This is a genomic window from Streptomyces sp. NPDC111516 (assembly GCF_055635345.1).
Genome location: NZ_JBVKBV010000004.1, coordinates 357,636 through 370,678 on the forward strand (window position 1 = coordinate 357,636; position 13,043 = coordinate 370,678).

Sequence of the window (13,043 nt, forward strand, 5' to 3'; positions counted from 1 at the left end):
TTCTCTGCGGCGCCCTGCAAATCTCCTTCCGGTCGAACTTGCTTCGGCTACTCAGGCCATGCCCTGGCCCCGTCGTGCCCCCCCGCTCACGCGCCCGCACGCAACGCCGCGTGCAGCCGGGCGCTCTGGGCGGTCATGGCACGCTTCAGGCGCGGGCCGACCGGCTTCTCGGCGTACCGGTGAATCAGCCAGGCCAGCACCAGCAGCGAGCCGACCGTGATGATCAGCGTCGGGACCGGTGGCAGACCCCAGGCGCGGTGCAGGATTCGGATGGAGAACCAGCCGAGATGCTCGTGCACCAGATAGAACGGATAGGTCAGGGCGCCGGCGACCGTGAGCCAGCGCCAGTTCGCCCAGCGCAGCCACCCCAGCGCCACCGCTGCGACCGAGAGGAAGGCGGCGGCGACGATCAGTTGGATCACGTACGGGGAGCGGTGGAAGTCGCCGTCCATGCCCGGGTGCCAGAGCGCCGTGACGGAGTAGCGCTGGCCGAGGAGAAAGCTCATCACGACTATTCCCCACAACAGCAGGTCGCTGCCGTACCGGTGGATCAGGTACAGGGCCAGGCCGCCGATGAAGTACGGTGCGTGGTCACGCATGACCAGCTCGTCGGCCAGGGGGGTCTGTGCGACCCGCGCGAGGACGCCCGCGAACGTCCACAGGCAGCAGAAGACCACCACCCTGCGGTAGGTGACGCCGCGCCAGACCACGAAGAGCGCGAACAGTACGTAGAAGCGCAGCTCCACCCAGAGCGTCCAGCACACGCCCAGCACCCGGTGTGCGCCCATGGGTTGTTGCAGCATCGTCAGGTTGAGCAGCAGTTCGTCCGAGCGCAATGGCTTGACCACGACCGGCAGTACACATGCGGCCGCCGTGACGAGGACGATCGCCACCCAGTACGCCGGATAGAGGCGCGCGACCCTGGACCGGAAGAAGTCGCCCGCCGATCGCCCCCAGCTGCTCATGCAGATGACGAATCCGCTGATGATGAAGAAGAACTGCACTCCGAGGCAGCCGTAGACCGCTGCCTGGGAAAGTGTCGGGAAGATATGGGCCGGTGACTGTCCCCAGGATTGCGCGACCGGCCCTCCCTTCCCCGCGTAGTGGTACGCGCAGACCATGAGCGCGGCCATGATGCGCAGTCCGTCCAGGGCCCGCATACGGCTTCCGCTCCTGCCGGAGCGCGGGCTCCGCGGGGCCGGGAAGGGAGCAGCGGAAGGGGCAGGTATGACGGCAGCCGCTGGGGGCGCGGGTGTTGTGGGCGCTTCGGCCACGGGGACGCTCCTTTCCCGGAACCGGCCGGGACTTGTGGGTTCGCTGGAACCGGCGGGCACCGGGCCGCTCGCGTATCCGGCCGGAATTTCCGCCGTAACCGGAAGCAGCCAGGGCCCTTGCCGTCATGGAGGTGCGGAAGCGCGCGGATCAGCTCGCCGCTCGCTTCAAGGGGGCGAGCACGGATCAGCTCGCCGCTGCTCGCTTCAAGGTGCGGGCCTTGCGGGCGATCCGGCGAACCGTCGCATTGCGCGGGATGAAGGCGAGTTGTGCGGGGACGGCGCCGGGCAGCCCCAGTGCGGTCAGCCGGCGCCGTTTGAAATAGCGCCAGATATTGCTGTGGTGCCGGCTGAGGTAGCGCTCGGCGTCGGGGCGCAGTCCGGCCTGGATCTGCGGCTGCATGGCGTAGCCGACAGCGCTGACCAGGTCGGTCGGTTCACCCCGGACCTGATCGGCGGAGGGCAGCGACCAGCCGGTGACGGCGGACGCGTCCTCCAGATCGGGCAGCAGCGCATCGACGACGGTCAGCGGGATGCGGTTGCTGTTCTGGTAGGGGGTGAGCTGCCCCAGCAGGGTGTCCGTGCCGACGCGGGCGACCGGGAGCCCGTAGAACGTGGCGGCGGTGAACAGCGCGGTGGAGAAGCAGCCGATGACCAGGGCCGGCCGCATGTTCCGGAAGAGCGTCTCGGCGAGCACGGGGCTGTCGAGAACGGTGAGATCGGCACCGAGCCGCTCGGCCTCCTGCTCCAGCAGCTGTGCCCAGTGGGCCGGTGCGCTGGGATGCGGCTTGAAGACGACCCGCGTGTGGCCGAGCGCGACGGCGCCGCGCAGCATCCGCGCGTGGAGTTCCTCCTCCTGCTGAGGAGTGAGGATGCCGAGCGTGGAAAGGTACTGGCCGAGCAGCAGGGCCGGCGCGGGGTCGGAAGGATCGCGGGCGTCCGTCGATCCGGCGAGCTCGTCCAGCACCTTCAGGAAGACTTCGGTCGGTACGACCTCGGACTCGACGCCGAACTCGGTGAGCAGCAGCGGCCGCAGGCCCGGCACCAGGTCCAGGTGGAGCAGCCTGCGGATGCGGGTGCCGATCAACGGGTCGATCTTGCTACGGGTCGGACCGTAGCTCATCAGACCGTCGGCGTAGATGTGCACCGGGCTCTCGCCGAAGATCACCGCGAGAGCGTGGGACGGGTTGGCCTGGATGGACTCGCAGGCGATCTCGACCGGTTCGTCCCCGAGGTTCCAGGCCTTGCGCACGGCCCGTTCCCACAGCGAGGCATCCTGGTCCCGGGGGGACCAGCCTGCGGGGTGGAACGGCTGGATGAACTCGTTCCAGGAATGCACCGCGTCGAATTCGGACTCCAGTTCCTCGAATCCGGGCCTGCGATGGAGCGGTGTGCCCAACTCGGGAGAGGGGGAGGTGTCGCTCACGACAAGAATGCGCCGGTGCTCGGACCGCGGACCGAACCGGCCCGCGCGCAAAGCCGCGACGACCGTGGCGGCGGCGTACTGCGTGCACGCGGAGAAGATCTGAGTGGTGAACCGGCCGGCCGGCGCGGTGTACGTGCCAGCCATCAGGCCGCGACCTCCCGGGACACGGAGCGACGGCGTACGCGGCGCAACTGGGCCGCACGGCGGTCACCCAGTGAATTCAGCGTATCGGTGAGAATCTCCTGGGGCATACGCCGCAAGGACGCCGCGCTCATGGAGCGCAATTTCCGTGCCACTGCTGGTTCGAACCTTTCGATGGATTCCAGGTGATGTGCCATGACAGCGCAATAGGTCCGTACTGCCTTCGGGAGCAGACGTTCTGCCTCCGGGTCCTGTGCCGTTTCCTCGAGTACCTGATCGAAGGCCCGGATGAAGTCGAGTTGCCGCACATCGCCGATCTGGGTGAGCGAGGACGCCACGCCGCGCCGGTAGAAGACCCCCAGCAGGCCGATAGCCGCGAAGGAGTCGGCCTCGCGGTGCAGGCGCCAGATCCAGGGCCGGTCCTCGGCCGTGCGCAACCCGTCCCGGAAGCGGAGCAGCCCTGAATCCGCGAGCCTGCGGTGATAGGCGCCGGCCCAGGCGTACGCGTAGTCCACGGGCGTCGACTTGTCGGACGGCAGAATCACGTCGCGCGGCCGCATGACGGTGCCGCGCAGGCCGTGCGGGACCCGGTGGATGGTGCGCGCCCGGTCCGTGAACTGCACATGGTCCGTGCGTACGAAATCGCAGCCCAGATCCGTGATGGCGGCGAGCAGCCGGTCGTAGTAGCCGGGAGCTGCCCAGTCGTCGCCGTCGAGGAAGGTGAGGTACTCGCCGCGTGCCGCGTCGATACCGCTGTTGCGTGCGGTGGCCAGGCCTCCGTTCTTCTCGTGTCTGACCAGGACGGCACCGGGAAGCTCGCGCTCGGCGCGCTCGAGGATCTCCGGTGTCCCGTCGGTCGAACAGTCGTCGACGAGGATGAATTCGAAGTCCTCGCGGGCGTTTGCCCGCAGGCTTCTCAGGGTGTCGGGAGCATATGTCTGCACGTTGTAGAACGGCACGATGACGGAGAGCTTAACCACGAGTCACACGCTAGGCCGGGGCGCGGCATTTGCCTTGGCCCCGGAAAGGACAGCAGGTGAACGAAGAATGTCGGAATGATGAACCGAATCGATTCCCTGCCCATTGGTGGGCATTTGTGAGGCTGATTTGCCGCCCGTCGGCAGGCTGTTAACCATCTGTTGCCGTCACGTTGGGCCGCGAATCGAAATGCCTTCCTAAGTTCTGAGACGTGCCCCCACGTACCAGCAAAACGACCGCCCTCCGGGTAGCCGTACTCGCCGACTCCGACACCCGGTGGAAATGGGGCGCGCTCACCGCGCGCCGCCTCACCACCGGTGCTTCCGAGGGTTCGGCACAGCGCGTCGAGATCAGCGGACTCCTGCTGCGCGGCCGGGCCACCCCGACCCCGCGCCAGCTCGCCGAGGTCGGCGACGTCGGTATCGACGCCGACCGGGTGCGCGAGGTCACGGCCGTCGAATTCCTGCACACCGTGCGGGACGAGGGGTACGACGTCATCGTCCTCGCCCTCGTCGGGGGAGCCGTCCAGGCGATGCTGCACGGCCTGGCCGCGCTGCGGCTGCCGGCCAGGCCCGTCGTCGTCACCGGCTACGTCGGCGTCGTCTACGAGAAGCTCGCCGACGGACTGCTGCTGCGGCACGGCGCGGACATCGTCCTCGCCAACTCCCGCCACGACGCGGAGCGTTTCCGCGCCGTGTACGAGGGAGTGGGCGCCGACGCCTCGGCCGTCACGGAGGCCGCCCTGCCGTTCCTCGGCGGCGAGCCGCACCGCCCGCAGGAGGGCCGCGACACGGTCGTCTTCGCCGCTCAGCCCTCCGTACCGGCCTCCCGCGCCGACCGTACGTACCTGCTGCGCAGGCTCGTCGAGCACGCCAGGCTGCACCCGGACCGCGAGGTGCTGCTGAAGCTGCGCTCCAAGCCCGGTGAACACACCACACACATCGAGGAACTCCCGTACCAGCGGCTCGCGGAGAAGCTGCCCGGCGGACTGCCGCCCAACTTCCGCCTGGTGTACGGGCACATGGGCGAGGTCCTGGACCGCACCGACCTGCTGGTCACGGTCTCCTCGACCGCCGCGCTGGAGTCCCTGCACCGGCGCGTTCCGACCGCGGTCCTCACCGACCTCGGCGTCCGCGAGACCCTCGGCAACCACCACTTCATCGGCTCCGGCCTGCTCACCTCCTGGGACCACCTGGACGGCGGCTTCCGCCCGGAGCCCGATGGGCAATGGCTGGCCGGCCAGGGCGTGGCAGCCGACGGCACCTACGCCACGGCCTACGACCACGCCCGCGCCCGCGTCGACACCCTGCTCGGCGCCACACGTCTGCCCGACATAGCCCCGTACTACACACCTGCCACCGCCCCCGGCTACCTGCCCGGCATCCTCGCCCGCCACCACCTGGCCCCCGACGGCCACCCGCTGCCGGGCACCGGCCGGCCGCGCGAGACCGGCGGGGTGCGGGGCGCGGTGCGCGACGCGGTCCGGGAGGCGGCGCGGGGCGCGTACCGGCAGGGCGTCCAGCGGGTCGCCCCGGTGATCCGACGGATGGGCGAGCTGTGAACACCACTTCAGGAGCAGAGATGACCCCGACCCCGACCGTGCTCGCCGTGATCCCCGCCCGCGGCGGATCCAAGGGCGTCCCCGCCAAGAACCTCGCCCAGGTCGGCGGCGTACCGCTGGTCGCCCGCGCCGTACGCGCCTGCCTGGCTTCCCGTGAGGTCACGGACGTAGTCGTGACCACCGACGACGCGGCCATCGCCGACGCCGCCCGCGCCGCGGGCGACACGCTGGGTGCTACGGAGCGGGTGCACATCGTCCAGCGCCCCCAGGCCATAGCGGGGGACAAGGCGAGCAGCGAGGACGCGGTGCTGCACGCCCTGGACGCGTACGAGGCGATGCACGACCGGACGGCCGACGTGGTGCTGCTGGTCCAGTGCACCAGCCCCTTCGTCATACGGGAGGACATCGACGGCGTCGCCGCTGCGGTCGCCCGCGACGGCGCCGACACGGCGGTCACGGTCGCCCCCTTCCACGGCTTCCTCTGGCGGGAAGGCAGTGCGCCGGCGGAGGGCAACCACGGCGTCAACCACGACAAGTCCGTCCGGCAGATGCGCCAGGACCGGCCCGAGGACCTGCTGGAGACCGGCACCGCGTACGCCATGAACGCGGCCGGCTTCCGCACCCACCGACACCGCTTCTTCGGCCACACCGCCCTGGTGCGCACCGACGCCGCCCGGGTCCTGGAGATCGACGACCCGCACGACCTGGCCCGTGCCCGCGCCCTCGCCCCGCTCCTGGACCCCTCCCCGCTGCCCACCCTCGACGACGTCGACGCGGTCGTCCTCGACTTCGACGGCACGCAGACCGACGACCGGGTCCTGATCGACGCCGACGGACGCGAGATCGTCGCCGTCCACCGCGGCGACGGCCTGGGCATCGCCGCCCTGCGCAAGGCGGGAATGCCGCTGCTGATCCTTTCCACGGAACAGAACCCCGTCGTCGCGGCCCGCGCCCACAAGCTCCGCATCCCGGTCCTGCACGGCATCGACCGCAAGGACCTGGCGCTCAAGCAGTGGTGCGACGAACAGTCCATCGCTCCCGAACGCGTCCTCTACGTGGGCAACGACGTCAACGACCTGCCCTGCTTCGCACTCGCCGGCTGGCCGGTCGCGGTCGCGAGCGCCCATGACTCGGTACGGGCCGCCGCCCGCGCCGTCACGACCACCCCCGGCGGCTTCGGCGCCATCCGCGAGATCGCGGCCTGGCTGCTCGGACCCACCCTCACGACCACGACTCCCACCCAGTCCCCCGAGTGATCCGGGACCCCCAAGCCCCGACCTCAAGTCCCCAAAGCGCCAGCCGAATCCCTCAAGTCCCCCAAATCCCGTAAGTCCTGTACGCCCCGTACATCCCGTACATCCCCGAGTAAGGAACAGAACACATGAGCACCTCCCGTCTGCGCACCCTCGGCACCCGCACCGCCGGCCCCGGCCACCCCGTCTACGTCACCGGCGAGATCGGCATCAACCACAACGGTGACCTCGACAAGGCCCTCGCCCTGATCGACGTGGCGGCCGAAGCCGGCTGCGACGCCGTCAAGTTCCAGAAGCGCACCCCGGAGATCTGCACCCCGCGCGACCAGTGGGACATCGAGCGCGACACCCCCTGGGGCCGGATGACGTACATCGACTACCGCCACCGCGTCGAGTTCGGCGAGGCCGAGTACCGGGCCATTTCCGAGCACTGCGCCGAGCGCGGCATCGACTGGTTCGCCTCCCCGTGGGACACCGAGGCCGTCGCCTTCCTGGAGAAGTTCGACGTCCCCGCGCACAAGGTGGCCTCGGCCTCCCTCACCGACGACGAACTCCTGCGGGCGCTGCGCGCAACCGGCCGCACGGTCATCCTCTCCACCGGCATGTCGACCCCGCGCCAGATCCGCCACGCGGTGGAGGTCCTGGGATCGGACAACATCCTGCTCTGCCACGCCACTTCGACGTACCCGGCCAAGGCCGAGGAGCTGAACCTGCGGGTCATCAACACCCTCCAGCAGGAGTACCCCAACGTCCCGATCGGCTACAGCGGCCACGAGACCGGCCTCCAGACGACCCTCGCCGCCGTCGCCCTCGGCGCCGCGTTCGTCGAGCGTCACATCACCCTCGACCGCGCCATGTGGGGCTCCGACCAGGCCGCCTCCGTCGAGCCGCAGGGCCTGACCCGCCTCGTCCGCGACATCCGCACCATCGAGGCCTCGCTCGGCGACGGCGTCAAGAAGGTGTACGAGTCCGAGCTCGGCCCGATGAAGAAGCTCCGCCGGGTCGCGGGCGTCGTCGCCGAGAACGCCGAGAACGCCGAGGCGGCCCCGGCCGCCGAGCCGGTCGCGGTCTGACGGGCCGACCGGTGAACCTCGCCTTCGTCGAGAGCCCGGTCCAGCTCCTGAACGTCCTGGAGTGGGCCTACACAGAGGGAGGCGACGACCATGTCTTCACCGACATCACGGTCGTCGTCCTCCCCCCGGTCGACCCGATGTCGCGCGGCCAGCTGCGCCGGATGGCGGAGCTGGCCCGCGACGAGGGCGTCAACGTCCGCTGGCAGGAGGCGCGCGGCGGCGCGGGCGCGCCCCTGAAGACCCTGCGTTCCCTGGCCGCCCTGCTGCGCAGGGCGGAGCGCATCGTGATCGGCGACCCGTTCTCCCGCTACGTCCAGCTGCTGCTCACCATGGTCCGCGCCCGCCGCCTCACCGTGGTCGACGACGGCACGGCCACCATGGAGTTCGTCGCCCAGCTGGCGCGCGGTGAACGCCTGGTGCGCTGGCACCGCAAGGGCGGCTCGGGCCCGCGCGAACTCGTCCTTGCCCCGGTCACGGCCCGCGCCCGCAGTCGCTTCACCCCGTCCGCCACCCGCACGGTCGAGGTCTTCACGGCGATGCCGGTCGAGGCTCCGTCCGGCGTCACCGTCACCCCCAACACCTTCGCCTGGACCCGGGCCCGCTTCGGCCCGCCGCGGCTCACCAAGGGCACCGACCTGGTCGGTACGTCGCTCGTCGAGACGGGCGTGGTCGACCGGGCCCAGTACCTGGAGGCCGTCGCGGCCCTCGCCCGCACCCATGGGGCCACCCGCTACTTCGCCCACCGCCGCGAGTCCACCGACAAGCTCCACGCGCTGGAAGCCGCCACCGGCCTGGAGATCGTCCGCCCCGACCTTCCCCTGGAACTCATCGCCCGCCGCGGCCCCGTCGGCCGTACGGTCCTGAGCTTCCCCTCGACCGTCGTCCACACCCTGCCCCTGGCCCTGGCCGGCACCGAGGTCAAGGTCGCGGTCTGCGACATAGCCCCGGAATGGCTCCGCGAGACGGCCTCGCCCCGCGCCCAGGGCTTCCTGTCCGGAGTCACGGAGACCGCCCGCGACGTACAACGGCTGGCGCCCTGGCGGGCGACTGCGGTGACGGAGGCATAGGAGGAGCTCACAAAATGGGCGCCCGGATCGCGAACCGGGCGCCCATTTTGTGAGCTCCTCCAAGGACCGCCTTGGCCGGCCTGTGGCACATGCCGATGCCCGTCACACCTGCAAGGGCGTGACGGGCCGGCCATTCCCGGGGCAACCGGATGTCGACGTGTCACAGGATCTGGATGGCGACGACCTTCGGCGCGCGGTTCGGGAAAGTGATGTCGTGCCAGCGCTCGATCTTCACCGAGTCACCGTTGGCGTCGTAGTAGATCAGGTCGTTGTTGCCCGTGGAGATCCGGTCGACCCACCACCCGCCGAAGTCGGTCTTTCCGGCGTTCGCGTAGCAGTCGACGCTTTCACGGCCGTCGAGGTGCGACCAGATCTTCAAGAAGTTCTCGCCGCCGACGCATTGGACGTGGTCGATGGCGAAGGCGTTGCCGCTCGGCACGGTGACGGTGAACGCCGCGGCTGCGGCGAGCGCCACGGCCATGGAACGGACGGCCCTCTTGCTTTTCGAGATCACAGACTCTCCTTCATGCGAAGGCCGGCGCACGGCCCGGCCCTGCCAGCGACGTCGCGTCATGACGGAACGGTGCTTCGTCGAGCCGGCAAACGGACGACTGCACACCGGGCCGGCCCATCACGGCTGCGCCTGTCAGGAACACAGCCGGAAGAACCGGGAGCCCAAGGTAACGATCTTCGTCCCTCGTCCGGCCGCAACACTCCGAACACGAAACGCCGGGCCGGAGCATCACCCGATCGTGGCTCTCACGTGCGGGCGGCTTGCCGGTGTCCCGCCCCTGACCCGGAGGCCACCGGACCTTCAGGGTTCGTCGGGGGCCATCCCCGATAGCGGGCAGGGGCGGGTAGGGGCGAGCATCTGGGCATGGATATACGGGAGTTGACGGAAGAGTGGGCAGAGCGGTCGACGACGGCATACCTCGTCGGGCCCGCCCTGATGGCCGGGTACGGCGTGGTGCGACTGGTCGGGCGGGCGGTCGGTGACTACGGGCCCGGCGTGTGGTGGACGGTGGCGCATCTGCTGTTCCTGGCCGGGGTGGTCGTGTTCGCGGCGGTGTTCCGGGGGCTGGAGCAGTTGGCAGTGGCGCGGGGCGGCGGAAGGGTCGCCGTCCGGGGCGCTGCCTGGACCGGTCTGGTCGGGGCGGCGGCGGTGGCGGTGCAGGCGGTGATCGACCTCGCGGTCGGGTTCACCGCTGCGGACAAGCAGGCCATGAGCGACCTGTTCGAGCGGGTGCAGGACGTCCCCGGGGTGATGCCGCTCGTCTACACCGTCGTGCCCCTGCTGTTCTGGGTCGGGCTGCTGGCCCTCGTCACCCTGCTAGCGGTCCACCGCCGGGACGTGGTCCGGCCGTGGGTTCCGGTGCTGGTGCTGGCCGGGACCGTACTGATGGCCGTGAGCCTGGACCTGCTGGCGGTCGGGGCCCTGTGCATCGGGGTGGCGCTGGAGACGGTGCGCCGCAGGACGCCGGGACGGGGAGCCGCGGAGCGTGGTTCCGGGCGGCGGGTGCCCTCCGCCACGGGGCGGTAGGCGCGGTGGGGGAAAATGGGTGAGTTTACCCACCCTGCCACCACCTCACACGCCGCGACGCAGTCATTTATTCGTCTATGTGGCTGAACTTTTCTTGTTTCATGGTCAGTTGAAGGGGGAAGGGCCTTACCCTTCACCAGGTGAACCAGTTGACGTCCCGTGATTCCGATGCCCAGCTGCCCGGGGGCGAGGCGCTGTCCGGCACCCTGCCCGAGGCCTTGCGTGCCGAACTGATCGCCTTCCGGCGTGACTTGCACATGCACCCCGAGCTGGGCAACCAGGAGTTCCGTACCACCGCGGCCATCAAGGCCCGGCTGGAGAGGGCGGGGCTGGAGCCTTGGGTGCTGGACACGGGGACCGGGCTCGTCTGTGACGTGGGCGGGAGGGACGGCGACCCGCGGCCTGTGCTCGCCCTGCGCGCGGACATCGACGCCCTGCCCATCCCGGACACCAAGGCCGGCGTCCCGTACCGCTCCACGGTCCCCGACCGGGCGCATGCCTGCGGGCACGACATCCACACCACCGCGGTCCTCGGCGCCGGACTCGTGCTCGCCGAGCTCGACCGGCAGGGGATGCTGCCGCGGCCGGTGCGGCTGATCTTCCAGCCGGCCGAGGAGGTGCTGCCCGGCGGGGCGCCCGACACGATCGCGTCCGGGGCGCTGGAAGGTGTCGGGCGGATCATCGGGGTGCACTGCGACCCGAAGGTGGACGTGGGGCGGATCGGGCTGCGGACCGGGGCGATCACCTCGGCCTGCGACCGGCTGGAGGTCGGTCTCGACGGCCCCGGCGGGCACACCGCCCGGCCGCATCTGACCACCGACCTCGTCACCGCCGCCGCCAAGGTCGCCACCGAGGTGCCCGCGCTGCTGGCCCGCCGGGTCGACGCACGGGCCGGGCTCGCCGTCACCTGGGGCCGGCTGGAGGCCGGGCACGCCTGCAACGTGATCCCGCAGCACGCCGAACTCTCCGGCACCGTGCGCTGCCTGGACCTGGCGGCCTGGCGGGAGGCGCCGGACCTGGTGCACGCGGCGATCGACGAGGTGGCCGGGATGCACGGGGCCAAGACGGTGATCAACTACGTCCGGGGCGTCCCGCCCGTCGTGAACGACGCCACCGTGATCGATCTGCTCGCGAAGGCGATGACCGCACGCCGCGGTTCGTCTGCGATCGAGGACACCGAGCAGAGCCTCGGTGGCGAGGACTTCTCCTGGTACCTGGAACACGTCCCGGGAGCCATGGCCCGGCTCGGGGTCCGCACGCCCGGCGACACTGCCCGGCTTGACCTGCATCGTGGCGATTTCGACGCCGACGAGGAGGCGATCACGGTGGCGGTGGAGCTCTTCACCGCCTCCGCGTTGCTGGACGGCAACCATCTGTAACCAGACAGGTAACCCCTGGTTCGCGACGATCCGATAACGGCTTCCGTACAGGGCTTTATCTGACATCTACGCGCGTTACGATCGCCGCGAAACCAGCGCCGGAAGAGGCGCTTCGGTCAGGTTTGAAGGAGCCTTCCCTTGCGCCGGATCACCCGGATTGCCACCGTGGGCCTTGCGTCCGCGGCGCTTGCGCTCAGTGCCACCGCCTGCGGCGGTAAGTCCTCGTCGGATGCTGGTTCCGACTCCAAGGAATCCAAGACCGCCCTCGCGTACGACGTCGGCGGCCGTGGCGACCAGTCGTTCAACGACGCCGCCTACGCCGGACTGGTCAAGGCCGAGAAGGAACTCGGCTTCAAGGGCACCGAGGCCGAACCGTCCGACGGTGAGTCGGACGCCGACAAGGTGCAGCGGCTGACCACGCTGGCCCGCGCCGGCAACAACCCGGTGATCGGCGTCGGATTCGCGTACGCGCCCGCCATCAAGAAGGTCGCGCCGAAGTTCCCGAAGACCACCTTCGGCATCATCGACGACGCCTCGGTGACCGGCAAGAACATCGCCAACCTGGTCTTCAACGAGGAGCAGGGCTCGTACCTCGCCGGCGTCGCGGCCGCCAAGGTCACCAAGACGAAGACGGTCGGCTTCATAGGCGGCGTGGAGACCCCGCTGATCAAGAAGTTCCAGGCGGGCTTCGAGCAGGGCGTCAAGGACACCGACCCGTCGGTGAAGGTCCTGTCGCAGTACCTGACCCAGCCGCCGAACTTCGACGGCTTCTCCAAGCCCGACCTCGGCAAGGCCGCCGCTCAGGGGCAGCTCGACAAGAAGGCCGATGTCATCTACTCCGCGGCCGGTAACGCCGGCTCGGGCTCGATCGAGGCCACGGCCAAGGCGGGCAAGTGGGCCATCGGCGTCGACTCCGACCAGTACAACCAGAAGGGCCTGGCGGCCTACAAGGCGCAGATCCTGACCTCGGTCACCAAGGACGTCCCGGGTTCCGTCTTCGACCTGATCAAGTCGGTCAAGGACGGCAAGCCGCAGACCGGTGAGATCCGCTTCGGCCTGGACAAGGACGGTGTCGGCCTGGCCGGCTCCAACCCGGCCTTCACCAAGATGACCGAGGCCACCGCCGCTGTCGACAAGGCGAAGAAGGCCATCGTCGACGGCACGGTCAAGGTCAAGACCACCCCGTAACAGCAACTGCCGTACGGCTGGTTTCCCCGGGCCCGGAGCGCGCAGTCCTGCCGCTCCGGGCTCACGGGGTGTTCATCGAAGAAGTACCGCCCGTCACAGCGTCCCGGTGCCCCTCCCGGCAACAGCCGCACAGGCCCAGGACCAAGTCTTTCGCGATGATGTGTGC

General features: G+C 69.9%; 11 protein-coding genes. 7 read left to right on the top strand and 4 right to left on the bottom strand.

The annotated features are described in order from the left end of the window. Positions 1–86: 86 nt before the first annotated feature. From ACZ7L9_RS11935 to ACZ7L9_RS11945, 3 genes are all read right to left on the bottom strand, one after another. Entirely contained in the window at positions 87–1,160 is a 1,074-nt protein-coding gene (locus tag ACZ7L9_RS11935; protein WP_471414560.1) for an acyltransferase family protein, read from the bottom strand. Between the two features lie 298 nt (positions 1,161–1,458). After that, the gene (locus ACZ7L9_RS11940; RefSeq protein ID WP_471414562.1) at positions 1,459–2,841 is read right to left on the bottom strand and encodes a polysialyltransferase family glycosyltransferase; all 1,383 of its coding nucleotides are present in this window, start codon (positions 2,839–2,841) and stop codon (positions 1,459–1,461) included. Beyond that, on the bottom strand, positions 2,841–3,818 hold the full coding sequence (locus ACZ7L9_RS11945; protein WP_471414563.1) for a glycosyltransferase family 2 protein: 978 nt from the start codon (positions 3,816–3,818) through the stop codon (positions 2,841–2,843). The genes ACZ7L9_RS11940 and ACZ7L9_RS11945 overlap by 1 nt, the downstream gene beginning before the upstream one ends. A 209-nt stretch (positions 3,819–4,027) precedes the next feature. On the opposite strand from ACZ7L9_RS11945, the gene ACZ7L9_RS11950 reads away from it, so the two are divergent. The 4 genes from ACZ7L9_RS11950 (at position 4,028) to ACZ7L9_RS11965 (ending at position 8,770) form a co-directional block, all read left to right on the top strand. Beyond that, positions 4,028–5,377, top strand: coding sequence for a DUF6716 putative glycosyltransferase (locus ACZ7L9_RS11950; RefSeq protein ID WP_471414565.1), 1,350 nt, complete (start codon positions 4,028–4,030; stop codon positions 5,375–5,377). Positions 5,378–5,397: 20 nt separating this feature from the next. Then, positions 5,398–6,633: a cytidylyltransferase domain-containing protein gene (locus ACZ7L9_RS11955; protein ID WP_471414567.1), complete on the top strand. Its 1,236-nt coding sequence runs from the start codon at positions 5,398–5,400 to the stop codon at positions 6,631–6,633. A gap of 125 nt (positions 6,634–6,758) precedes the next feature. Beyond that, a complete protein-coding gene (locus tag ACZ7L9_RS11960; RefSeq protein WP_471414568.1) occupies positions 6,759–7,703 on the top strand; it encodes an N-acetylneuraminate synthase family protein in 945 nt (314 codons plus the stop codon). A gap of 11 nt (positions 7,704–7,714) precedes the next feature. After that, on the top strand, positions 7,715–8,770 hold the full coding sequence (locus tag ACZ7L9_RS11965; protein WP_471414570.1) for a hypothetical protein: 1,056 nt from the start codon (positions 7,715–7,717) through the stop codon (positions 8,768–8,770). Positions 8,771–8,930: 160 nt separating this feature from the next. Here the strand turns inward: ACZ7L9_RS11965 and ACZ7L9_RS11970 are convergent, their stop codons facing one another. Next, positions 8,931–9,284: a beta/gamma crystallin domain-containing protein gene (locus ACZ7L9_RS11970; protein WP_471414572.1), complete on the bottom strand. Its 354-nt coding sequence runs from the start codon at positions 9,282–9,284 to the stop codon at positions 8,931–8,933. A 363-nt stretch (positions 9,285–9,647) separates the two neighbouring features. Between ACZ7L9_RS11970 and ACZ7L9_RS11975 the strand changes: the two genes are divergently transcribed. The 3 genes from ACZ7L9_RS11975 to ACZ7L9_RS11985 all read left to right on the top strand — a co-directional run bounded on the left by ACZ7L9_RS11975 (position 9,648) and on the right by ACZ7L9_RS11985 (position 12,877). Next, complete coding sequence (locus ACZ7L9_RS11975) at positions 9,648–10,310, top strand: hypothetical protein (RefSeq protein ID WP_471414573.1); 663 nt, start codon at positions 9,648–9,650, stop codon at positions 10,308–10,310. 140 nt (positions 10,311–10,450) lie between these two features. Further along, complete coding sequence (locus tag ACZ7L9_RS11980; protein WP_471414574.1) at positions 10,451–11,689, top strand: amidohydrolase; 1,239 nt, start codon at positions 10,451–10,453, stop codon at positions 11,687–11,689. A gap of 138 nt (positions 11,690–11,827) precedes the next feature. Further along, on the top strand, positions 11,828–12,877 hold the full coding sequence (locus tag ACZ7L9_RS11985; protein ID WP_471414575.1) for a BMP family lipoprotein: 1,050 nt from the start codon (positions 11,828–11,830) through the stop codon (positions 12,875–12,877). Positions 12,878–13,043 lie beyond the last annotated feature (166 nt).

Bases quoted from the DNA above. Each gene is read 5' to 3' on its own strand.
- ACZ7L9_RS11940 (WP_471414562.1), bottom strand. From the start codon at position 2,841: ATGGCTGGCACGTACACCGCGCCGGCCGGCCGGTTCACCACTCAGATC.
- ACZ7L9_RS11975 (WP_471414573.1), top strand. From the start codon at position 9,648: ATGGATATACGGGAGTTGACGGAAGAGTGGGCAGAGCGGTCGACGACG.
- ACZ7L9_RS11935 (WP_471414560.1), bottom strand. From the start codon at position 1,160: ATGCGGGCCCTGGACGGACTGCGCATCATGGCCGCGCTCATGGTCTGC.
- ACZ7L9_RS11960 (WP_471414568.1), top strand. From the start codon at position 6,759: ATGAGCACCTCCCGTCTGCGCACCCTCGGCACCCGCACCGCCGGCCCC.
- ACZ7L9_RS11955 (WP_471414567.1), top strand. From the start codon at position 5,398: ATGACCCCGACCCCGACCGTGCTCGCCGTGATCCCCGCCCGCGGCGGA.